Below are 21,529 nucleotides of genomic sequence, written 5' to 3'. Positions count from 1 at the left end.
ATCGGGCCGCAGAACGACGCGCCGGACGACACCTCCGGTGGTGATCCGCGGTCAGGGGGGCGCGTCGCCGCGTGCGGCCTCCTGGGCGCACACCTCGTCCAGGTCGTCGAGCCGCCGCATGCCGTGCACGCCGCGGGCCGTGCGCGGGTTGGCGGCCAGCCACTCCTGGTTGCGGGCGAAGAACCACCAGTAGCCCGCGGTGAACGGGCAGGCGTCCTCGCCGGTCCGCCGGGCCGGCCGGTAACGGCAGGACGCGCAGAAGTCGCTCATGCGGTTGATGTACGCGCCCCCGGCCGCGTACGGCTTGGTCGCCAGCATGCCGCCGTCGGCGTGCTGCGACATGCCGATCACGTTGGGCACCATCACCCAGTCGTACCCGTCGACGAAGCAGCGGTGGAACCAGTCGTTCAGCCGCGCCGGGTCGTACCCCCGCTGGAGCGCGAAGTTCCCGAGCACCATCAGCCGGACGATGTGGTGGGTGAACCCGGTGTCGCGCACCTGGGCGAGCGCCCACGACAGGCAGCGCGCCTCGACGGCGTCGGCGTCAAGCTCCTCGAACCAGGCGGGTGGCGCCGTGCGGGCCGACAGCCGGTTGAGGTCGCGGTAGTCCTCGCCGAAGTACCAGTACAGGTGCCAGATGTAGTCGCGCCAGCCGATGAGCTGCCGCACGTACCCCTCGACGCTCGCGAGCGGGGCGTGGCCCGCCCGGTAGGCGGCCTCGGCGGCCCGCACGCACGTCATGGGGTCGAGCAGCCCGAGGTTGATGGCGGGCGAGAGCATGCTGTGCGCCATGAACGGGTCACCGGCGAGCATCGCGTCCTGGTGCGGGCCGAAGGCGGGCAGCCTGTGGTCGATGAAGTGCCGCAGCGCGCTGCGCGCCTCCGCGACGGTCGCGGGGAACGTGCGCGGGCCGTCGCGCCCGACGAAGGACACCTCGCCGTCGCGTTCCCACCGGTCGAGGTCGTGGCGCACCCGCTCGTCGATCTCGTCCTCCTCGGCCGTCCACGGGCCGGGCACGTCCAGCCCTCCGGCGGGCGGCGGCTCGCGGTTGTCCGCGTCGAGGTTCCACCGGCCGCCGGCGGGCTCGTCGCCGTCCATGAGCACGTCCAGGCGGCGCCGGGCGTCGCGGTAGAAGTCCTCCATGAGCAGTCGGTGGCCGGCCCTGCCCTCGGCCCAGGTGGCGAACTCCCGCGCGGTGCTGGTGAAGCCGCGCGAGGGCAGGACGGTCACCTCGGCGCGGCCCCGGACGAGCGCGTCGGCCGCGTGGCTGGTGGGCCCGCAGACGGTGATGCGGCCACCGGCGCGGCCGAGCGCCTCGCCGAAGGTGGCCGTGCGCAGGAACAGCGCGCGGTCGCCCAGCTCGGCCGCCCGGTGCCGCAGCGCCGAGAGCACCAGGTGCGCCTTCTGCCGGTGGTAGCGCCGCCGCCGCAGCGCCGACCTGGCCTCGACCAGCAGCACCGGCTGGTCGTCGGAGTCGAGGAAGTGGTCCCCGAGCTGATCGGCGAAGAGCCATCGCCTGCCGTGTTCCCCCATGCAGCCATCCTGTCGGCTCGGCGCCTCATTTCCCGCGCGCCTCGCTGGCCGGACCGCGTGCGGCACGGCGCCCCCCCGCCCGGAGGTCGCCGTCGGTGTGGCGTGGAGCTTCCGGGGCGGTGAGCGGCAACGGCCTGGTTAAGGTGGTGTTCGCCGGTGTACCGGATCGACCGGCGCCGCACGGCGATGTCCCCCCCGCGCTCACAGAGCCGAGGTCAAGGAGATCGTCATGTTCCGCACGTGTGCCGCCGCCATGGGATGTCTCCTGGCGGTCACCGTCCTCACCTCGACGCCCCGGCCGTCGCCTCCCGTCCGGCTCGGGCGCTCCCCGCCGTTTCGGGGGTGGAGGCCCCCGAGCGGGTCCTGCCGGCGCGCAAACCCCCGATGGGCATGCTGAAGGCCATCCGGCGGGACCTGGGACTGACCGAGGACCAGGCCCAGAGCCGCCTGCTCAACGAATCCCGGCTGACCTCGATCGCGGCGCAGCTGCGCGAAAGGCTCGGTGATCGTTTCGCCGGCTCCTGGCTGCGGGGGGTCGCCGGGCAGACATTGGTGGTGGCCACCACCGGCCGTGCCGACGCCGCCCAGATCACCGCCGCGGGCGCCCGGCCCGTCGTCGTCGGCCGATCGCTGGCGAGACTGCGGGCGGTCAAGGAGAAGCTCACCACCGCCCGGCCCGCGCTTTCGGAGGTGAGCGGCGTGCGCTACATCGACGTCAGGGTCAACAAGGTCGTCATCTCGTCGAGCACGCCCAGGGCCACCACCTGCAAAGACTGAACGGTCTCACCTGGAACACCGTCGCGGTCTCCGAGACCCCCGCCCCTTCGAGGAGCTCGGCTACGTGGGCCCGCCCGGTGTCTACCGCTACCTGCTGCTCTCCTTCAAGGGCAGCGGCCACTACACGCTGGGCTACACGACGCCGTAGCCGGCGCGGCCGGCGGGGCGAGGGGACGCGAGATCGACGACTTCGCCCCCGGCCGGCCGGCCGGGAGCGCCGCGGATCGCGGGACGGCCGCCGCCCGGGTGGGATCAGCCGGCGGGCCTGCCGAACCAGCGGGAGAGGTGGTCGTCCAGGTCCTGCTGGTCGTCGCCGATCCAGGCGACGTGTCCGTCGGGGCGCAGCAGGACGCACGGGACGTCCAGTTCCGCGGTGGGGTCCGCGAGGTGGTCGACCCGGTCGGACCAGCCGCCGGCGGTCAGGCGGCCGGTGCGGTCCAGCAGCAGGCCGCGGCCGCGATGCAGCAGACCGTAGAGGCGGCCCTGTCCCACCTGGATGTCGCGCAGGCGGCGGCCGAGCAGGTCGGGGCCTTCACCGAGGTCGTAGCGGACGCCGATCGCGGTGATCTTCTCGATCAGGTGGCGGTTCACCTCGTCGAAGTCCATCAGTTCGGTGAGCAGCCTGCGCAGGGCCTGCGGGCCCGGCCCGGCGGACGTCAGTTCCATCTGGGCGCGGGTGTTGTCCAGCACGTCCTCGGCGACCGGATGACGTTCGGCGTGGTAGGTGTCCAGCAGCGTCTCCGGCGCCCGGCCGCGGATCTGCGCGGCCAGCTTCCAGCCGAGGTTGAACGCGTCCTGAACGCCCAGGTTGAGACCCTGACCGCCGAGGGGCGGGTGGATGTGCGCCGCGTCACCGGCCAGCAGCACCCGCCCGACGCGGTAACGTTCGGCCAGCCGGGTGGCGTCACCGAAGCGGGACAACCAGCGCGGGGAGTGCACGCCGAAGTCGGTTCCGGCGACGGCGCGCAACCGCTGCCTGAAATCCTCCAGGGTGGGCGGTTCGGCGCGGTCGCCGCCTTCCGCGGCGGGGACCACGACGCTGTAGACCCCTTCGCCGAAGGGCCGCAGCCAGAACGGCCGATGGATCTGGCCGATCTCGGCCACCCTGGCGGCGATCTCCTCGCCCGGCATGTCCGCCTTCAGCTCGCCCATGAGCGTGTCGTTCCGTGAGGGCTCGCCGGGGAAGCCGACGCCGAGCAGCTTGCGCACCGTGCTGCGCGCGCCGTCGCAGCCGACGAGGTAGCGCGACCGCAGCCGCTGCCCGTCGGACAGCTCGACGGTCACGCCCTCGTCGTCCTGCTCGAGACCGGTGACCGTGCGACCGCGCCGGACCTGCGCGCCCCGTTCGATCGCGTGTTCCTCCAGCAGGCGGACGATGACCGGCTGCGGGATGCCCAGCAGGTAGGCGTACTCGGAGTCCAGGCCCTCGGGCGCGGGTTTGGGGATGGCGGCGAAGAAGCCGCCGGCCGGACGCCGTCTTCCGTGCGGGAGGACGCGATCGAGCAGTCCGCGCATCGCCATCAGCTCGAGACTGCGGATGTGCAGGCCGACGATGCGGACGAACGACGCGGGCTCGATGTCCTTCTCCAGGACGAGGACCCGTACGTCGTGCAGCCGCAGTTCGGCGGCCAGCATCGCACCGGTCGGCCCGCACCCGGCGATGATCACATCGAACACGAGGGGCGCGCGATCGGCGCCGGTGGCCGGCGACCGGAGAGCTGCGGGGACCTCGCCCGCCGTGGAGTCGCGCTCGCCGTCGTCGTTCGACGACGGCTCGGCGGTGACCTGCTGAGAGTGCATGGATGTCGCCTTTCGGGAGTGCCTTGTCATCGAGGCGCTCCCGGCGACACCTACGTCGTTCGCCCGACCGTGACGGCAGGCGGGAGCACCCACATCGATACAGCGTTCATGGGTCTCACCTCCTCGGGCCGTGTCGCGGTCGACTGCAAGCTACAAGTCCGGGCGTCACGGCGTCCAATCCTTTTCCGGCCGCGCGATCCCGACCCCGGACGGACCCGCGCGGCCGCTCCCCCGACACCGGCCGCGTGGTCGTCAATCGGCGTGTTCCTGCCGGGCGGCCGCGGCGTAGGCGGCGTCGAGGCGCTCGAACGGGCCCGGACCGTCGTGCGGCTTCGGCGGGGCGCCGAGGTGGCGGACGCGGAGGTCGTCCATGAGTTCCTCGATGAACGCCGGCCCCTCCTCGCGCATGAGGCGCTGCCGGATCCGGAGCTCGTCGCCGCCCTCGCGCCAGTCGAGGCCCCAGTTGCCGAGGGCGTAGATGATCGGAAGAGTCTGGATACCGGCTTCGGTGAGGCTGTAGCGGGCGCGCTGCCCCCGCGCCGCGGTGCCGCGGGTGAGGATCCCCGCCTCGACGAGCCGCACGAGGCGGTCGGCGAGGATGTTCGAGGCGATGCCCTCCATCGACCCGGTGAGCAGCATCCGGAAGTAACGACGGTCGCCGAAGATGACGTCGCGCAGCACGAGCAACGACCAGCGATCTCCGAGCAGCTCGACGGCCGCGTTGATCGGACAGCCGGACCGTGGTTCCACGATTCCTCCTTGACAGGTATGTCGTCCTCACTATAGTGATTGCAGAATACAACCACTATGGGGGAAGAGGAGACGATGGGCCACTTCGTGTATTGGATGAACGTGTCCCTCGACCTGCGGATCGAGCAGGTCCCCGGGGACGACGGCGCCGGCGAGTGGCTGCGCATCGGCGAGGAGTTGCACCGCGAGTTCAACGCCCGCGCAAAGGGGCTCTCCCTGATGGTCCAGGGCCGGACCATGTACGAGACGATGGAGGAGTACTGGCCGCGGGCGCGTGAGGACGCCTCACTGCCGGACGTCCTGCGTGAGTACGGCGAGATCTGGACCACCACGCCCAAGGTGCTCGTCTCCCGCACCCGTCACAGCGCCGGCCACAACACCCGGATCATCGGCGGGGACGACGCGATCGAGCAGCTGGCCGCCCTCCGGGCCGAGACCGAAGGCGCCATCGGGGTCGGCGGCGCGGCGGTCGCGACACAGCTGCTCCGGGCCGGGCTGCTCGACGAGCTGCTGCTCTTCACCCACCCGGACATCCTCGGCTTCGGCAGGCCGTTGTTCGACGGCTACGACATGCCGATCGAGCTCGACCTGCTCGAGCAGCGATCGTTCGAGCGGGGCGTCACGATGCATCGCTACGCCGTCCGGGGCGCAGGGAAGGCGAGCCCGGCCGGGACCGGTTGACCGGCGCGCACGAAGGGCGGCCCTGTGTCCTTCCGCCGCGTCCCGGCTGCATCCGGCGTCGGGGACGGCGGTGACGAGAAACGGGAAACGGGAACGCCGCTCTCCACTGCCCGGGACGCTGACGCCGCCCGTGGCCACCTCCACGTGAGCATGGCGCAGGCTCTCCGGGACGTCGCGCGGGGGTCGAGCCCGGCCTTGACGGAAGACGACGGTCGCCATTGACGGCGTAACCGATAGGCCGTGCGATCCGTTCGTACCCCCTGTCGCCTCGTTGAGCTCAACGTACCGATGAAAAAGGTGTCATCATCCCCAAAACGGTGTTTATTGTGCTGTGACTCGCGTGGTCAATACCGGGCGGTCGTGAAACACCCCGGTACACATCGGCGAACCGGTCGAGCACCGGGCGACCCTCGGCTTCCGGCGAGGGTCATCCCGATGTCGTGTCCGGACCGCGGCTTTCCCGGCGGCTCATCCGGTCACCGGGACGGTCCGGCTTCCCGACGGGCACTGCACCGCGAAGTGCTCGACCGTGGTGCGCGTGAGGATCGACATCCGATGTCGGCGGATGCGGCTCCGGCCGCCCGAGCAGGAAAGGCCGTGTCAGTGGGACTTGAGACCGGGACGCCCGGATGGTGAGAAGACCGGGACGCTTCGAAACGGTTGACGCGGTCCTCGTGAGATTGCCGGGACCGCTGCACGCCCTTGCCCTGAAGCACCGTGAGCTGCTGAAGTTCGTGGTGGTCGGCGGAACGGCGTTCCTGGTGGACAACGCGGTGTTCTACGGGCTGAAGCTGACCGTTCTGGAGCCGAAGCCGGTGACCGCGAAGGTCATCGCGGTGCTCGTGGCGACGATCGTGTCCTACGTGCTGAACCGCGAATGGTCGTTCCGGACCAGGGGCGGTCGCGAACGCCATCACGAGGCGGCGCTGTTCTTCCTGGTCAGCGGCGTCGGCCTGGTGCTCAGCTCCGTACCGCTATGGATCTCCCGGTACGTGTTCCTGCTGGAGACCCCGAACGTGAGCCTGGTCGCCCAGGAGGTCGCCGACTTCATGAGCGCGCAGGTCATCGGCACACTGATCGCCATGGTCTTCCGTTTCTGGGCGTTCCGGAAGTGGGTCTTCCCCGACGGGGAGGCCCACCCCGGCCGCGTGCGGCCCGCTCCGGCCCCCAGGCCCAGGAAGGAGGACGAGGCGGCCTGACCGCCCGCGACGGTGCGTTCGACGAGCCTCGGGCGCTTGAGCGACCACCGCGGATCGCGCACCGATCAGGTTTCCGCGCCCCGCCCGTCTGTACGTGTGAGATCGACTCACGAGAGGCTGACACGATGCGGAAACTGATCTTCGCCATGAACGTGACCCTGGACGGCTACATCGCCGCGCCCGGCGACGACCTCGGCTGGAGTGGAGGGGAGGGACCGGACTCGTCGTCGAGCGCCGAGCTGTTCCAGTGGTGGTCCGACCGGGTGGACGCGACGGGCCTGGCGCTGTACGGGCGCAAGCTGTGGGAGGCGATGAGCTCCGACTGGCCGACCGCCGACAAGCAGCCGGGTGCCACACCGGCGGAGATCGAGTTCGCGCGCCGCTGGCGGGACATGCCGAAGGTGGTGTTCTCGTCGACGATCGACGAGGTCGACTGGAACACCCGCCTGGTCACCGGCGACGCGGTCGCCGAGATCGCCCGGCTCAGGGCCGGCGACGGCGGCCCGATGGACATCTGCGGCGCCACACTCGCCGCGGCGGCCATGCGGGCCGGGCTGATCGACGAGTACGCGATCGTCACCCATCCGGTCCTGGTGGGCGGCGGCACGCCGTTCTTCACGGCCCTGGACGACTGGGTGAAGCTGACCCTGGTGGAGAACCGGACGTTTCCCGGCGGCGTGGTACTGACCCGGTACGAGACGAGGCGATGAGCACGGACCGGACGCCCGGCTGGTGAATCCTTCCCGGCGTACTCACCGCGCCCCCCGGCGATGAGGGAACCTTTTCCCGGCCCTTCCTTGCGTTCCGGTGAGCTGCCGGCCGACTCGCCGAAGACGGGGACGACGGTGACGCCTGCCCGTGCGCCGGACTCGTCGACGACGGGGACGAGTCCGATCACAGCGTCGCGGGCAGGTCCAGCCATGGTTTGTCGGTGGCGTCGAATCCGGTGAGCTCGGCGATCTTCCCGTCGACGATGTGCAGGACCGCGATGTTGAACAGACGGTGTTCCCGGTCGCCGGGGGCGCGGCGGTACAGCGCGGCGGCGGGCATGCGGTTGACCGTCGTGGCGATGCAGCGCCAGTCGTCGTAGCCGCGCTGGAAGAGCCCACCGGAGACCCAGCCGTCCACCGCGTCCTTGGCCGTGACGATCAAGGCGCCCGGGTCGGGCAGCATCGCGAAGCGCAGGTCGTCGCGCAGCAGGGCCGTCAGCCCGTTGAGGTCGTTGCGCTCATGGGCTTCCATGTACGACTTCACCACGCCGCGCTCGTCGTCCGACAGCTCGTTCGTGGCAGGGCTCCGCCAGTCGAGGCGGCGGCCGGGCAGCTGCTCGCGCATCGTCACGCGCGCCCGCTGCAGTGCGCTGGTCACCGACGCGACGGTCAGTTCGAGGGCGTCGGCGGCCTTCGACGCCGGCCAGCCGAGAACGTCGCGCACGATGAACACCGCCCGCTGCCGCGGCGGCAGGTGCTGGACGGCGACGATGAACGCCAGCTCGATCGTCTCCCGCGCCACCACCGATTCCTGCGGGTCCTCCGGGAGCATCCGGTCCGGGTAGGGCTGCAGGTGGTGCACCTCCGAGCCCGCGCCCGGCAGCTCGGCAGGCACGGGTGTGCGGTCGTTGCGCTTCTCCAGGAAGTCGAGGCAGGCGTTCGTCGCGATCCGGTACAGCCAGGTCCGCAGCGTAGCGTGGCCCTTGAACGACTCCCGCTTGTTCCACGCCCGCAGGAACGTCTCCTGCGTCATGTCCTGGGCGTCCTCGTAGTTGGCGAGCATCCGGTAACAGTGCACCTGCAGCTCACGCCGGTGGCGCTCCGTGAGGAGCGTGAACCGTGCTGCGTCGTCGGAGCGGGCCGCCGCGATGAACGCGGCCTCGTCGGCGCTCGGCAGTCTGGAGTCGGTCATGGTCGTCGATCCTTCCGCGGGTGGCGAGGGGTCACCAGAACCGACGACGTGGCGGAGGATTTCTGAGCGGTGAGGCCGCTGACACCGGGCCGCCCGTCAGGCCCGGCGGGCCGGGCCGATCCAGGGGACGTGTCCGGGCCGGGCACACCCTCGATGTCGAGGCGGGGTCCCCGTGGTCGCGCGTGATCACCAAGACCCGCGTCAGGCGCGCAGCAGGGGAAGGCGCAACAGCAGTCGCGCTCCGGGGCGGGCGCCGGTGGGATCGGTGGCGTGCAGGGTGCCGCCGTGCGCCTGCGCGATCTGGCGGGCGATGGGCAACCCCAGACCGGTGCCGCCGGGGTCGCTGCGGCGGGCGTCGGAGCGGCGGAAGAACCGGCGGAAGACCGCTTCCCTGTCGGCATGGGGGATGCCGGGCCCGTCGTCGGTCACCTCCACGACCGCCTGCTCGCCCTGGGCGCCCACGGTCACCTCCAGGCGGGAGTGGGCGTGGCGTTCACCGTTGGCCAGCAGGTTGCCCACCAGCCGGCCCAGCCGGACCGCCGAACCCCGCACCAGCACCCCCGCGGCCAGGCAGGTGGAAGTGGTGATCGTGGTGATCGTCGCCTGGCGGTGAAGCAGTTCTTTTCTCACCAGGTGAGCCAGGTCGACCGGCTCGGTGTCGGCGGGTGCGCCGGCCTCCAGCCTGGCCAGCTCCAGCAGGTCGCCGACGATGGCGCCCAGGCGCTCGGCGTCTTCGAGGGCGGCCAGCAGGATCTGGCGGGCGTCGGCCTGAGGATCGGCGAGGGCGACCTGCAGGAGGGTCTGCAGGCCGGTGATCGGGCCGCGCAGGTCGTGGGAGGTGTCGGCGACGGCTTGTTGCTGGTGTTGCATCGCCGTGCGCAGCTCCTGTGCCAACCGGCGTTCCCTCGCCTCGCCTCGGCGCAGCCGCTGGGTGATCTCCTGCAGCTGGCCGGCCTGGGCGAACAGCTGGGCCTCGATCGCGGCCATGGGCGCCAGGGCGGTCTCGGTGGTGACCGCCAGCCCCCTGGTGGTCATCTGCTGGACGAAGGCGGTCACCTCCTGCGGCAGGTTGACCACGCCGCAGGTGTTGCCCTGATCGTCCAGCAAGGGAGCGTTGGTGATGTTCCAGTACCGCTCCTGCACCTGTCCCGGTCTACCGGGGATCTCCAGGTCATAGCGCTGCAATGGCATGATGTCGATCGCGCCTTCGGCCAGGACCCGTTGCATCGAGAGCTGCAGCGCCTCTCCCTGGCTTGTCGACGGGCTGCCGGGGAAGATCTCCAGCAGATGACGGCCGACGATCTCGTGGCGTGAGTGGCCCGTCAGCCGCTCGAAGGTCTGGTTGACCGTGGTGTACACCAGATCCGGCGACAACAACGCCAGTGCGGCCGGTGTGGCCTGGAAGAAAGCGGCGAAATCGGGTTCTGCCATCTCCGGTCCCCTTCGGTCGGTCGGCTCTGACCGGCGGACCGATTCGGCCACCGCCTCATCCCGTTTCCTTGGGGGTGTGTTCGCGCGGACCGACCCTCCCGGTTGCGTTCGCAGAGATGATGTACGCAAGTTTTCCCAGGTGGAGGGCGTGCGCTCATGGAACGAGGGGGCAGGGCATGATCCTTCGGGATCGCGCGCGGTCGTGATGACCCGGTGGCCGGGCGGGGAGCAGATGCCCGCCCGGCCCTGACGGGCGGGCAAACTGCTGGACCTGCCGTGATCCCCTGGGATCGACGCGCGGGAAGAGGCTCTCCGGTGTCCGTCTAGTCCGGGAAGCAGTTACCCACCCTCGGGCACCTGAGCGTGAGGTTTCGGGCGATCCCTGGTCCACCCGGATTGGCCGTGTCGTAGAGCTCGGCCGCGGCCGCGAACGAGTAGACGCCGCTTTTCCTGGAGATCTTCTTGGTCCAGCAGCGGGTCTGTCCCGGCCGGACGTACCCGTTCCCGCCCTGGTCACAGGTGTCGGCCGACCACCAGTTGCCGTTCTTGTACGTCACGATGGCGGCCTGCGCGGACCGGTTGGACGCGAGCGGCCGGTAGAAGATCACATATGCCCAGAACCGGTTTCGGTTGTCCTTGCACAGCTGTATCGAACCGGTCTTCCCCGGGAGAAGGTAGGCGGCCGAACGCGGTTTTCCGCTGCCGCCACTGTGCTGGCAGTTGGGCGCCGCGGCACCGGCACCCGAGGCGGCGGTGGCCGGGCTGAACGCTCCGGCCAGGACCCCGCCGACCAGGAGCAGCGCTCCCAGGACGCGCTTGACAACGAGCACGCGATCTCCTCACGTCAGACGATCATCCCGCCCCGCCCTTTTCGGCATCGTCCGGCGGGGCGGTGTAAAAGCGGTGTCCACAGCAATACACCGCTCCCGCGTCGGCTCCCAACGATTCGAACCGGATCGAATCCGGACGTTCGAACGGCACACCCGAAGGTCGTAGCGGTTGATCTGTGCCCGGACGGCGACGGCCGGCTCGTCATCGTTCATGGCTTCAGCCTGCCCCGGTACGGCGGTGAACGTCATCCGGGCGTGGGGACGCCCCCCGCCGTCCGGTCCGGCGGGGAGCGGCCGTGCCGGGTGCGCCCGGCGCCGCCGTGGTGACGTCCGCGGTCACGGCCTGACGGGCCGGTACCGCACGCTCAGCTCGGCCGTGGGGTCGTCGGCGCCGACCCGGTGCAGGTAGTGCGGCCGGCCACCGGGGAGGTCCAGCAGCCGGATGCCGTCGCCGAGCAGCACGGGCGCGATGTGCAGGTCGATCTCGTCGAGCAGCCCGCGTTCGAGAAGCTGGCCGCCGATCGTCGGCGAGAGCACCTCGACGTTCTTGCCGCCGGCCGCGGCCAGCGCGATCTTCACCGCCTCGGCCACGTCACAGTCCAGGAACGTGACGCCGTCGGCGGGCTCGGCGTCCTCGGGATGGTGGGTGAGCACGAAGATCGGTCCGGTCCAGGCGCCGCCGTAGACGCCGCGGGGATCCGGGAAGCGGTCCCAGCCGCTCCTGCCGCCCAGGACCGCGCCGGTGGTCTCGACGTACTGCTCGACCAGGCCCGGCTGGAACGAGATGCCGGTCATCATCCAGTCCATGTCGTGGTCCGGCCCGGCCACGAACCCGTCCAGGGACATGGTGAAGTGCCAGAGCACCTTGCCGTTCGCGGCCTGCGGTTCGATGTCGCTCACTGTCGTCTCCTCTGTCGGTCGATCACCTTGTGCCTTCTGAGACGGCATCCACCGCGGAACCTCATCGGTCCAGGGTGGGCGGGAGGCCGAACGACGGGAACAGGGCCGGCTCGTGGAACGCGACGATCTCGGTTATCCGGCCGTCGCGGACCCGCAGCACGCCGATGCCGAACGGCTCGTAGGCGTCCCCGCCCGGCGGGCACCGGTACGTCGCCGCGGCCGGCCGGCCGTTGGCGCTGGTCGGCAGCATGCGCAGCGTCCCGACGTAGTGGGGTGAGCCGGTGTCCCAGCTCTCCGTCAGCGCCGCCAGCACGCTGTCGCGGTCGGCGAACCACTCCGGGTACGGCGGCATCGTCGCCCGTACGTCCCGCGCCAGCAGTTCGGCGACCGCGGTCAGGTCGCCGCGCTCCACCGCGGACATGTAGGACCGCAGGATCCTGCGGTCCTCGTCGGAGGGCGGGGCCGACGGGGCCCAGTCCGACCGGCCGGGCGGCAGGTGGGCGCGCAGAGTGGCCCTGGCCCGCTGCAACGCGCTGTTGACCGAGGCGACACTGCCGTCGAGGGCCTCGGCCGTACGGCGGACCGGCCAGCCCAGCACGTCGCACAGGATCGTCGCGGCGCGCTGCCTCGGCGGCAGGTGCTGGATGGCGGCCAGGAACGCCAGCTCCAGGGTCTCCTTCGCGATCACCGCGCTCTCCGGGTCGTCGGCGCTCGGCGCGACCGGCTCCCACAGGTGGTCGGGGAAGGGCTGCAGCCACGGGCCGGCCGGCGAATCGGCCTGGTCGGGCAGTGTCCGGCGGTTTTTGCCGTCGAGGAAGTCCAGGCAGGCGTTGGTGGCGATCCGGTACAGCCAGGCGCGCAGCGAGGAACGGCCCTCGAAGCCGTCCCGGCCGCGCCACGCCCGCAGGAACACCTCCTGGACCAGGTCCTCCGCCTCGTCGAACGACCCGAGCATCCGGTAGCAGTGCACCCGCAGCTCGCCCCGGTGCCGCTCGGCACGTTCGGCGAAGTCGGTCATCGGGTCGTCGTGCGGGCGTACCGCGGCCGGCGGGGTGGCGGGCGGGTCCTGCGGGGGCACCGGCCCCGGGACGGCGTTCCCGTCCTCGGCCGCGGCGGTCCGCCGGGTGTCCAGCTCCCGGACCGCCCTGGCCCGCCGGACGCCGTGCTCGTCCATGTAGGCGCGGATCTCCCGCTCACGCTTGTCCACGATCGGCTCCCTCATGGCGCAGGTGCCCACGTCACCCCGCCGGATCAGCACGATCGGTCGGGCGGAACCTGTCTCGCGCACGGAGGCGACGGCACTCTTGTCCTCTTCACGGCCGGGACGTGGGCCCGGAACCGCTCGGATTCAGGTGGGCGCGCGACGGCCACCGGTTCACGACCCTACCCCCGGACACCGTCAAAAACGCCGATGATCCCCGTACGGCCGACAGCCAGGTCTCCGTCATCTCGGCCAGCTCCGTCATGGCCCGTGATACTGGTGTGATCGCCTAATCAACTGTCGCCAGTTCCCCGGGGAGTCCAGTCAGCTGGTGACTGACTGTGGTCGCCAGCGGCTTGTCGCGCCACCGGGTGATGGCCTTGTCCTGGTAGCCGAGCGAGTCCGATACGACGGCGCAGGATTCGGCACCGGGCCGGAGAACAGCTGAGAATGGGGGGTGCTAACTTCCTTCCCGTGGCGAAGCACCAGGACGAGACCAGGACGGCCTACGACGGGGTCGTCGAGTTATATGCGTCGATGTTCGCTAACCGACTGGAGACGCAGCCGTTCACGCGGAACATGATCGGCACCTTCGCCGAGTTGGTGCGTGGGACGGGGAATTCGCGGGTGGCGGATGTCGGCTGCGGGCCCGGACATCTGACGGCCATGCTGCACGACCTGGGGCTGGATGCCTTCGGGCTCGACCTCTCTCCGGCCATGGTCGACCACGCTCGGCGGGCCCATCCGGCGCTGAAGTTCGATGAGGCCCGGATGGAGGAACTCCCAGTTGAGGACGGCGCGCTCGGCGGCGTGCTGGCCCACTACTCGATGATTCACACCCCTCCTGGGGAACTACCCGCGCTGCTCGCCGAGCAGGCGCGTGTCCTGGCGCCGGGGGGCCTTCTCCTGGTCTCGTTCTTCGGAACCGACGCGCCCGAGCCGGTCCGCTTCGACCACAAGGTGACACCCGCCTATAGCTGGCCGGCGGACCGCTTCGCCGAGTTGCTGGCCGGGGCCGGGTTCGCCACATTCGCGCGGCTGCTCCACGACCCGGCCTCCGAGCGGGGCTTCCTGGACGCCCACTTGCTGGCCCGTCTCCGCTAGAGAATGGCCTTCTGCTGTGGGCTCTCGTAGTCAACTGTCGCCGGCTCCCCGAGGAGGCCGGCTTGTCGGTGACCTTGTGTGATCGCCAGCGGCGTATCGGCTCCATGTCCCGCCGGTCTCTCTGATGAGGCGGCTGGTGGTCTTGTTGTGGTAGCCGAGAGCGTCGGCAACGACGGGAGCGGGCAGTTCGAGGAGCTGCTGGCGGATGGCGGCGCCACGTGCTGCGGAGGCCGGGATCCCGGCCTCGTTCAGGAGCGCGGACAGGTGGTCGGGGCGGGCTGGCTGTCCTGCCCGGCGGCCCGGGAAGAGCCATCGGGAGGCGGGGTTGGTGGCGGTGTTCATGTTGTCGCGGTTCGCTATGTGCTCCAGCAGCAGAGCGGCGACCGGTGCGGGAACGGGCGAGGCGGGTTCACCGAGCCGTAACAGTAGGGTGTCGCCGTCGTGGACCACGTCGTCGACGCTGAGCCGGACGATGCGGCTCACGGGCTGCGCATAGAGGAGCACGATGACCCCCGCGACACGCAGACGTATCGGAATCTCCGTGTCGGTCAGCAGTCGGCCAAGGGCGTCGAGGCGTTCGTCTTCGCTCAGTGCGGCCTGCCGGGAGACCTTCATCGCGGGGATGGACAGGGAGCGTGGGCAGTTACGGGTCTGCATGGCCCAGCTGAGAAAGGCCCTCAGGCAGGTGCGGCCGTGTTCGCTGCTCTCGGCCCACCAGGCGTCGATGTCGATCTGGCCGCAGGACGCGAGGCTGTTGTTGCGTTGGCCGAGCCATTGCAGGAAGGCGGTCGCGTACTTGATCTGTTCGGCGGCGAACCTCCGGACGCTGGGTGTGATGTGGCTTCGCTCGGCGCGGGCCCGCAGCCGCGGGAGGACGCGCCAGGTCGCGAAGAGCCTGATCGTTTTGACGTGCTCGGAGTCGGTGATGCTGGCCAGATGCCCGGGAAGCCAGCGTTGGAAGGAGCAGAGGTACTTGTCGACCGTAGGCAGGACTCCGCTGGTCATCAGGAGTTCTTCCAGGTGAGCGGCGGTTCGCCAGGGCTGGAGCTCGTGGAAGGCGTCGTGGGTCAGCGAGATCTGGCCGAGGCCGAGCTGTTGCAGCAATCGGGAGGCGTTCGCCGGTTGGCTGCGGCGCATGGCCAGCCAGGCCAGTCCGCTGCCGGGCTTCTCCATCGCCACCAGCAGGTTGAACAGAGGGACCAGCGCGGGACGGATGCGGCCGGTGCCGTCGTCCAGGAGCGCGGTGAGGCGGTCGCTGAGCGTGCAGCGCTCACACAGCCGCCCGCCCAGGAGCTTGCCCTCGAAGCCGCAGCGTGAGCAGTCGAAGGTTCGGGAGAAGCCGGCGCAGGTGGTGCAGATCGGGACTCCGTCACCGGGGCGGAGCCCAGGCAGGGCCCGGTCCTGGCCGCATCCCGGACAGGTGCCCCGTGTCCGGACGGCGCGGTCCGAACAGGTGCGGCAGACGTATCCATCCGGCCAGGTGCCGGCCTTGTGCCTGCGGCGGCCGCAGCGGCAGCACTCGGCCATGTACCGGCGTTCGTACTGCTCGCCGGTGGCGTAGGTGCGGGTCATGCGTCGGGCAGGATGCGGGCCGCGCGGGGCCGCAGCTTCGCGACGTTCGCGGGCGGTGCGGGCAGGTTGTCGGTGGCGGTCTTTCGGACCCCGGCGTTCTCGGCGGTGGTGTCCACCAGGTCGGCCGGAGTGCAGGACAGGATGTCGCAGAGCGCGGCCATGACCTGCAACGACAGGCGTTCCGGGGTGCCGGAGACCAGGCGGTGGACCTGGGAGGCGGACAAGTCGATGCCCCGTTCGCGCAGCAGCGGCACCAGTTCGGTGGCCGTGAAAATCTGGTGCTGGGCCATGACCTCACGCAGCCGCCACGTGTAGCCGACCTTGCGTTTCATGCCTGCCTCCCGGTCTGGGTCCCAAGGGCCGCGGCGATGGTGGCATCCAGGTGCCGCCGCAGGGTGCGGGTGCGGAAGTCCGAGGAGACGCAGGTGTAGAGCGAGGTGGTGCTGGCGTGCTCGTGGCCGACTTGCTCCTGGACGAAGCGCGGGTCCCAGCCGTCCTCGATGAGGTGGGTGACGTAGGACCTGCGGAAGGAGTGGAAGTCCAGCCCCTCGTCGAGGCCCAGGGCCTTGCGGTAGGCGATGAAGCGGGAGTTGAGCTGCTGGCAGCCGATCCGCAGGCCCCGTTCGGAAGGCCAGGCCGCCGGGTTGTCGTTGGTGCCGAACAGCGGGTGGACCTCGGTGAACCACTCGTCCAGGACGTCCGGAGTCCAGTCGAACACGGTCAGCACCCCGCGGCGCTTGGGCGGCGAGCCCTTCTTGGCCTTGCCGAACCGGACCTGGCACCGGCCGTACACGCCGAACTCGCCGCCGTGCGGGTTGCGGCCGAAGTCGGCGGCGTCCAGCATCCGCGTCTCGTTGCGCCGCAGTCCGAAAGCGTAGGCGGTCTTGAACAGGGTCGCGTCGCGAAAGGCGGGCAGCCAGCCCTTGCGGCCGAAGGCCCGGATGCGGGCGACCTCGTCGTCGCAGTGCGCGAAGAAGGCGTGCAGCTCGGCCTTGGTGAACGCGCGCTTCTTCGCGTCCGCCTCGTTGTCCTGGACGTGCATGGCGGTGTTCCACTCGTGCACGACCTGCACCGGGTGGGTACCGAACCGCTCTTCGCAGGTCGCCGTCCACTCGTAGAGCGGATCGGTGATGAAGTGGCAGAACGCCCGCACGGCCTCGGAGTACGAGCGGATCGTGGAGCGCTTCAGGTCCCGCAGCGAGCGCAGGTCACCGAGCCACTCGTCGACCATCGCCGGTGTCCAGTGCCAGGGGTAGGTGTTCACGTAGTCCGCGAACGCCTTGATTGTGTTCTCTCGGCCCTCCACGGTCGTCCGGGCCAGATTCCGCGCGAGCTGCTGGTTGGCGAACCCCGTCAGCATCGCCGCGAAGGCCTGTTCTTCCGGCCGCAGCAACGCGACCCCGTCGACCAGGTGCAGCCCGGCCGCCCCCGGTATCGACCCGTTGAACCCCACCGGTTCACCACCCTCCGCGACTCGCATCAGATGCGAGAAAACCGCATCCTATGCGAGTCGTCGGCGGAGTCCCAGGCCAGCCCCCTGCACGGGTCGCAGCAAGGCCCTCGTGACCGGTATCGTCGCGGCCAGAATCCTGCTCAAGTACGCAGGTCCATAGCGTGATTGCTCCCCTCTCCGGGCAGATTCTCCACCTGTCGCGAGTTCGCATCCGATGCAATTGGCGGCGCTTGGAACATCGGAACGAAAACGTACGCCAAGAAACGATCACGAGGGGCGATCCGGGCTCCGGCGGCTGATCACACGAGGGCCTGGCGTACGTTCCGGCTCCGAAACACCCGCTGCTCGCCAGGGATGACGACCTCAATGGGACGATCGCGGAAGGTGCGGGTCACTGCCGACGGGACGGCGGGGCAGATGGCTTGGCGAGGTGGCGGTAGATGGTGGGACGGGTGACGCCGAACTCGGCGGCGATCTGCGCCACGGTGTAGGCGCGTTTGCCGTCGGCGCCGACTTCCTCGTACATCGCCCGCGCCAACTGCACCTGGCGAGGGCCGAGCTTCGGCCGCTGCCCGCCGGTGCGGCCGCGGGCGCGGGCGGCGGCCAGGCCGTCCATCGTCCGCTCGCTCATCAGGGCGTGCTCGAACTCGGCGATGGCGACCAGGATCTGGAAGAACATCCGCCCCACCGCGGTGGAGGTGTCAATGCCCTGGTCCAGCACGACCAGGTCGACGCCGCGGGCCTGCAGCCGGCCCGACAGCTCGATGAGGTGTTCCAGGGAGCGGCCGAGCCGATCCAGCTTGGTGACCACGAGCTGGTCGCCGGGCCGGTTGGCCGACAGCAGCGCCTTGTCGAGCTCGGGGCGGCGGGCGAGCTTGCCGGAGGCAGTGTCGATGAAGATCTGCTCGCAGCCGGCCGCGGTCAGGGCGTCGGCCTGGGCCTCGGGGTGCTGATCGCGGCTGGAGACGCGCCCGTAGCCGATACGCATACCCTCGACTGTATCGCGAACCCCCTCAGGCGTGACATTGACGCGGACACGGCATGCGTTACGTCCCTCACCTGCGGGGATGACGTGCTATCCGCCATGTAACGCGAACGATCGTTTCCGATACAAGCGACCGAAAGGCATTCGGCGCCCAGTCCACTTACAGGCGAGGCCGCCGATTTTTACCTAAATCTTGACATTTGGTAATCCGCCACAGAGCATGATCGAGGTCCTTGATCATCAACTCCGGAGGAGAACTGGTGCGGCGATCCCCCTCGGTCGTCCTCGTCGCCGTCACGGCGGCGATGCTGGCCTCGGCACAGCAATTACCTGCGGCCGCGAGCCCGGCCCCCGCCCCGCCCCCGGCCGCCCAGTCGACTCCACCACCCGGCGAGTTGCTCGGAGCGGCGACCCAGGACCGGCGGGTCACCAGGCAACCCGACGGGCGCCTGGTGATCGAGGCATGGACCCAACCGGTGCGGGTGCATCGCGACGGAGCCTGGCGGTGGATCGACCCGACCCTTGTGGAATCGGGCGGCGTGCTACGCCCCAAGGTCACCGCAACCCCGGTGGAGTTCACCTCCGGTGGCGCCGGCAAGCCGCTGGCGACGCTGACCACTCAGGACGGCAAACCGGTCACCTTCACCTGGCCGACCGCCCTGGCCCGCCCGACGGTCACTGGCGGAAAGGCCGTCTACGCCGATGCCGCGGGCCCCGGTTCGTCGCTGGTCGTCACGGCGCTGCCCACCGGCTTCCGTTGGGAGATCGTGCTGAAGTCCCGCCCGTCGAAGAAGATCGCCTTCACGCTCCCCGTCCAGGCCCAAGGCCTCGCCGTCCGGCCGGGCAAGAACGGGGCCGCCACCATCGTGAACGGTGCCGGCCGTGAGGTCGCCCGCTCGACCGCGGTCGCCATGCGTTCGACGTCGGCGCCGAGCCGGCGCCGGGTCTCCGCCAAGAAGACGGCGCAGGACCGGCCCGTCGAGCCGGACACCGCTTTCCGCACCAGCCCCAAGATGACGGCGCAGGCTCTGACCGTCGAGCCGGACGCCGCGTTCCTCGCCGACTCCCAGACGGTCTACCCGGTCACCATCGGCGCGACCGTCGGCACCGCCGCCAGCAGCGACGTGGACATCAGCAACGAAGGCAACCAGGCCGACCCGGATTCGGCCGTACTCACCACCGGCAGCATCTTCGGCACGCTCAACCGCTCCTATCTGAAGTTCGACGGCACCGCGCTGGCCGGCCAGGACGTCGCGGACGCCACGCTGACCCTGACCAACACCGACGGCCCCGGATGCGGCGAGACCGCCAGTGGCATCCAGGTGCGCCGCGTGACGAGCGGATGGGACGCGGCCACGCTCACCTGGGACACCGCGCCGTCCTCCACGACCGAGGGCGCTCAGACCATCACCCAGTCCTACGGCCCGGATTGCGGCATCGGCCCGCTGGAGTGGCCGATCACCGACATCGCCCGGGCGTGGGCGGAGGGTTACCCCAATTACGGTCTGGTGCTGCAGGCCCCCGATGATAGCGGCTCGGACGACGACTACCGGATGTTGGCATCCTCCGAGTACGGCTGGCCGGAGCTGACCCCGAAGATCACCGTGACGGCTCAGCCGGCTCCGGGTCCCACCGTGGTGAGCCCCGCCGGACCCGACGGCGTCGAGGTGTTCACCGCGCCCGCTGCCTGGAAGCTCGACACCCTGCCCATCCCCACCACCAGCGCGCACGCGCTGAACAGCGCCTATGACCGCGCCCAGGGCAACGCCGCCATCTTGGCGCCGCCCTACTTCGATCCGGCGAGCGGGCGGGTCATCGCACCGGCGACGCCGGCGGGCCAAGGCACCGCGGGCCAGGTGCTCACCGGCACGGCGATCGACAACGGCGACGCCGATGAGACCATCCCGGGCTACTTCGATGACGAGGACTCGGCCGTGGTCCCAGCCGTGCCTCCCGCGCAGACCGGCTATTCGAGCAACCCGCGGGTCGTCGAGGTCGCCAACAGCTACCAGGCGCTCAACACCATCGTCGATGAGGTGCTCGACCTCGATGACGCGATCCCGGCGGGCACCGAGCTGTTCGCCACCCATATCTGGCCCGAGCGCAACCTCGTCGTGGTGCAGTCCACCGACGCCTCTGCGCAGTTGCGCAAGGCGTTGGCCGACCGGTACGGCACCTACAACGTCGCCATCTGGCTGCGGTCGGAGACCGACCGCTTCCATCTCCTCGACCAGACGCGAACAACCGCTACCACTGCTGCCGACAACCGGCAGGAGGATGTCGGAAAGGTCAACGGCGGGTCCTCTTTTACAGCGACCACTGAACGACCCGGCTGGGGCAAGTGGTGCACGACCGGTTTCTCCATGGGAAGCGCGAGTGACAAGCTGATGGTGACAGCCGGGCACTGCCTTCTTCCGCAAGGTGGATCCGCCAGTGTCGGCTCCATCCTGTGGTCCAACTGGCATAAAGGAACCGGAACGGTGAAACTCCCCGGTCAGCCGACGTACTACGGCGACTTGGGCTTGCTCCATGTGGACGTCCGCGGCACAAGCCCCACCATTTTCGTCGGTGACAAGAACTCCTCCACCAAGCGCTGGGTCGGTGGACGCTACTCGGTCCGCGCCAAGGAAGGCGATCAGTACTGCACCGGCGGAGCCAGCACGGGTCAGATCTGCCGGTGGAAGGTCACCGACCTGGCCTGGAAGATCGACATGGGCGGGCAAACGGTGCGTTGGGTTCATGTCGGCAAGAAGCGCGGAAGGTGCGTGATCGATGGCGACTCGGGCGGGCCGGTTTATACCTTCCGCCCCGACGGATATGTCGTAGCCAAGGGAATCACCAGCGGAAGCAGCTCTCCGGAGGAACCGATTCAGGACACTTGCATGCATACTTTCACCGACTTCCATGATGTGATGAAGGCTGTCGGCAAGGACATATACAAGAAATGACTTCGTTGGGCCCGTCCTCCCTCTTGCGCGCCGGGTGCGTCCTGGCTTTCACCGTGCTGGCCGTGGCCTGCGCGCAGGAGCCGGCCAAACCTTTCGATGCGAGGGTCCGCACAGTCGAGGTGGCTCTCGGAGGACGGGCCATCACCCTGCACGCCAGCGGAAGCATGAGGGCTGACGGCACGATCTGCACCGTGGTCGAACGAGCCGAGGTGGTCGAGTCGCCGACCAGTGTGACCGTGGGAGTGGTGCTTCGTCGCGCCTGTCCTGAGCGATCCGGCATACAGGTGGGGACCGGCACAGATCATGCCGTGCCCGTCACGCTCAAGAAGCCTCTGGGCCACCGGAAGGTCCTTGACCAGCAGGGCCACGAGATCCAGGTCTGCCCCACCACGACGGGCTCGTTCGTCGAGACACTGCGGCGGTGTTTGGAAGAAGCGTCTCGCTGACCTCAGAGGGCGGTTCA

At 69.9% G+C, this 21,529-nt stretch carries 19 protein-coding genes; 7 read left to right on the top strand and 12 right to left on the bottom strand.

Features of this window, described 5'->3' with window-relative positions; all coding sequences use genetic code 11:
- Window positions 1-51: 51 nt before the first annotated feature.
- Window positions 52-1,533, bottom strand: a complete 1,482-nt coding sequence (locus ACIBCT_RS25135; RefSeq protein ID WP_399192426.1) for a cryptochrome/photolyase family protein — start codon at window positions 1,531-1,533, stop codon at window positions 52-54.
- A gap of 342 nt (window positions 1,534-1,875) precedes the next feature.
- Between ACIBCT_RS25135 and ACIBCT_RS25130 the strand changes: the two genes are divergently transcribed.
- Window positions 1,876-2,310, top strand: coding sequence for an alpha-lytic protease prodomain-containing protein (locus ACIBCT_RS25130; RefSeq protein WP_399192424.1), 435 nt, complete (start codon window positions 1,876-1,878; stop codon window positions 2,308-2,310).
- 252 nt (window positions 2,311-2,562) lie between these two features.
- Here the strand turns inward: ACIBCT_RS25130 and rox are convergent, their stop codons facing one another.
- Entirely contained in the window at window positions 2,563-3,987 is a 1,425-nt protein-coding gene (gene rox / locus ACIBCT_RS25125) for a rifampin monooxygenase (RefSeq protein WP_399192803.1), read from the bottom strand.
- 375 nt (window positions 3,988-4,362) lie between these two features.
- Window positions 4,363-4,860 (bottom strand): winged helix-turn-helix transcriptional regulator, encoded by a 498-nt coding sequence (locus ACIBCT_RS25120; RefSeq protein ID WP_399192422.1) that lies wholly within the window; start codon window positions 4,858-4,860, stop codon window positions 4,363-4,365.
- Between the two features lie 57 nt (window positions 4,861-4,917).
- Here ACIBCT_RS25120 and ACIBCT_RS25115 point away from each other — a divergent pair, with 57 nt between their 5' ends.
- The 3 genes from ACIBCT_RS25115 to ACIBCT_RS25105 all read left to right on the top strand — a co-directional run bounded on the left by ACIBCT_RS25115 (window position 4,918) and on the right by ACIBCT_RS25105 (window position 7,450).
- The gene (locus tag ACIBCT_RS25115) at window positions 4,918-5,541 is read left to right on the top strand and encodes a dihydrofolate reductase family protein (RefSeq protein WP_399192420.1); all 624 of its coding nucleotides are present in this window, start codon (window positions 4,918-4,920) and stop codon (window positions 5,539-5,541) included.
- Between the two features lie 674 nt (window positions 5,542-6,215).
- Window positions 6,216-6,740: a GtrA family protein gene (locus ACIBCT_RS25110; protein WP_399192418.1), complete on the top strand. Its 525-nt coding sequence runs from the start codon at window positions 6,216-6,218 to the stop codon at window positions 6,738-6,740.
- Window positions 6,741-6,865: 125 nt separating this feature from the next.
- On the top strand, window positions 6,866-7,450 hold the full coding sequence (locus tag ACIBCT_RS25105) for a dihydrofolate reductase family protein (protein ID WP_399192416.1): 585 nt from the start codon (window positions 6,866-6,868) through the stop codon (window positions 7,448-7,450).
- Between the two features lie 184 nt (window positions 7,451-7,634).
- Here ACIBCT_RS25105 and ACIBCT_RS25100 read toward each other — a convergent pair whose 3' ends face one another.
- The 5 genes from ACIBCT_RS25100 to ACIBCT_RS25080 all read right to left on the bottom strand — a co-directional run bounded on the left by ACIBCT_RS25100 (window position 7,635) and on the right by ACIBCT_RS25080 (window position 13,010).
- On the bottom strand, window positions 7,635-8,642 hold the full coding sequence (locus ACIBCT_RS25100) for an RNA polymerase subunit sigma-70 (RefSeq protein WP_399192414.1): 1,008 nt from the start codon (window positions 8,640-8,642) through the stop codon (window positions 7,635-7,637).
- 201 nt (window positions 8,643-8,843) lie between these two features.
- Entirely contained in the window at window positions 8,844-10,073 is a 1,230-nt protein-coding gene (locus ACIBCT_RS25095; protein WP_399192413.1) for an ATP-binding protein, read from the bottom strand.
- 323 nt (window positions 10,074-10,396) lie between these two features.
- Window positions 10,397-10,903, bottom strand: coding sequence for a hypothetical protein (locus ACIBCT_RS25090; RefSeq protein WP_399192411.1), 507 nt, complete (start codon window positions 10,901-10,903; stop codon window positions 10,397-10,399).
- Between the two features lie 336 nt (window positions 10,904-11,239).
- Window positions 11,240-11,803, bottom strand: a complete 564-nt coding sequence (locus ACIBCT_RS25085) for a dihydrofolate reductase family protein (RefSeq protein ID WP_399192409.1) — start codon at window positions 11,801-11,803, stop codon at window positions 11,240-11,242.
- Window positions 11,804-11,864: 61 nt separating this feature from the next.
- The gene (locus ACIBCT_RS25080) at window positions 11,865-13,010 is read right to left on the bottom strand and encodes an RNA polymerase subunit sigma-70 (RefSeq protein ID WP_399192407.1); all 1,146 of its coding nucleotides are present in this window, start codon (window positions 13,008-13,010) and stop codon (window positions 11,865-11,867) included.
- A 468-nt stretch (window positions 13,011-13,478) separates the two neighbouring features.
- On the opposite strand from ACIBCT_RS25080, the gene ACIBCT_RS25075 reads away from it, so the two are divergent.
- On the top strand, window positions 13,479-14,108 hold the full coding sequence (locus tag ACIBCT_RS25075; protein WP_189122621.1) for a class I SAM-dependent methyltransferase: 630 nt from the start codon (window positions 13,479-13,481) through the stop codon (window positions 14,106-14,108).
- Between the two features lie 30 nt (window positions 14,109-14,138).
- Here ACIBCT_RS25075 and ACIBCT_RS25070 read toward each other — a convergent pair whose 3' ends face one another.
- From ACIBCT_RS25070 to ACIBCT_RS25055, 4 genes are all read right to left on the bottom strand, one after another.
- The gene (locus ACIBCT_RS25070; RefSeq protein ID WP_399192405.1) at window positions 14,139-15,680 is read right to left on the bottom strand and encodes a hypothetical protein; all 1,542 of its coding nucleotides are present in this window, start codon (window positions 15,678-15,680) and stop codon (window positions 14,139-14,141) included.
- Window positions 15,677-16,012 carry a helix-turn-helix transcriptional regulator gene (locus tag ACIBCT_RS25065; protein WP_093175773.1) on the bottom strand — a complete coding sequence of 112 codons (336 nt, stop codon included), beginning with the start codon at window positions 16,010-16,012 and terminating at the stop codon, window positions 15,677-15,679. The genes ACIBCT_RS25070 and ACIBCT_RS25065 overlap by 4 nt, the downstream gene beginning before the upstream one ends.
- The gene (locus tag ACIBCT_RS25060; RefSeq protein WP_399192403.1) at window positions 16,009-17,160 is read right to left on the bottom strand and encodes a tyrosine-type recombinase/integrase; all 1,152 of its coding nucleotides are present in this window, start codon (window positions 17,158-17,160) and stop codon (window positions 16,009-16,011) included. The genes ACIBCT_RS25065 and ACIBCT_RS25060 overlap by 4 nt, the downstream gene beginning before the upstream one ends.
- Window positions 17,161-17,524: 364 nt before the next feature.
- Window positions 17,525-18,121, bottom strand: a complete 597-nt coding sequence (locus ACIBCT_RS25055; protein ID WP_399192401.1) for a recombinase family protein — start codon at window positions 18,119-18,121, stop codon at window positions 17,525-17,527.
- Window positions 18,122-18,351: 230 nt separating this feature from the next.
- Between ACIBCT_RS25055 and ACIBCT_RS25050 the strand changes: the two genes are divergently transcribed.
- Entirely contained in the window at window positions 18,352-21,066 is a 2,715-nt protein-coding gene (locus tag ACIBCT_RS25050; RefSeq protein ID WP_399192399.1) for a DNRLRE domain-containing protein, read from the top strand.
- The gene (locus ACIBCT_RS25045; RefSeq protein ID WP_399192397.1) at window positions 21,063-21,512 is read left to right on the top strand and encodes a hypothetical protein; all 450 of its coding nucleotides are present in this window, start codon (window positions 21,063-21,065) and stop codon (window positions 21,510-21,512) included. The genes ACIBCT_RS25050 and ACIBCT_RS25045 overlap by 4 nt, the downstream gene beginning before the upstream one ends.
- Window positions 21,513-21,529: the final 17 nt, after the last annotated feature.

It is taken from the genome of Streptosporangium sp. NPDC050855 (assembly GCF_044456585.1).
In the GTDB taxonomy this organism is placed as follows: Bacteria; Actinomycetota; Actinomycetes; order Streptosporangiales; family Streptosporangiaceae; genus Streptosporangium; species Streptosporangium longisporum.
Note: the sequence above shows the minus strand (reverse complement) of the source record. Positions and strands in the feature narration are given on the sequence as shown.

What these genes read in the sequence shown, in the direction of transcription:
- ACIBCT_RS25095 (WP_399192413.1), bottom strand. Translation starts at nt 10,073, where the DNA reads ATGGCAGAACCCGATTTCGCCGCTTTCTTCCAGGCCACACCGGCCGCA.
- ACIBCT_RS25100 (WP_399192414.1), bottom strand. Translation starts at nt 8,642, where the DNA reads ATGACCGACTCCAGACTGCCGAGCGCCGACGAGGCCGCGTTCATCGCG.
- ACIBCT_RS25115 (WP_399192420.1), top strand. Translation starts at nt 4,918, where the DNA reads ATGGGGGAAGAGGAGACGATGGGCCACTTCGTGTATTGGATGAACGTG.
- ACIBCT_RS25055 (WP_399192401.1), bottom strand. Translation starts at nt 18,121, where the DNA reads ATGCGTATCGGCTACGGGCGCGTCTCCAGCCGCGATCAGCACCCCGAG.
- ACIBCT_RS25105 (WP_399192416.1), top strand. Translation starts at nt 6,866, where the DNA reads ATGCGGAAACTGATCTTCGCCATGAACGTGACCCTGGACGGCTACATC.
- ACIBCT_RS25045 (WP_399192397.1), top strand. Translation starts at nt 21,063, where the DNA reads ATGACTTCGTTGGGCCCGTCCTCCCTCTTGCGCGCCGGGTGCGTCCTG.
- ACIBCT_RS25135 (WP_399192426.1), bottom strand. Translation starts at nt 1,533, where the DNA reads ATGGGGGAACACGGCAGGCGATGGCTCTTCGCCGATCAGCTCGGGGAC.
- ACIBCT_RS25065 (WP_093175773.1), bottom strand. Translation starts at nt 16,012, where the DNA reads ATGAAACGCAAGGTCGGCTACACGTGGCGGCTGCGTGAGGTCATGGCC.
- ACIBCT_RS25070 (WP_399192405.1), bottom strand. Translation starts at nt 15,680, where the DNA reads ATGACCCGCACCTACGCCACCGGCGAGCAGTACGAACGCCGGTACATG.
- ACIBCT_RS25060 (WP_399192403.1), bottom strand. Translation starts at nt 17,160, where the DNA reads ATGCGAGTCGCGGAGGGTGGTGAACCGGTGGGGTTCAACGGGTCGATA.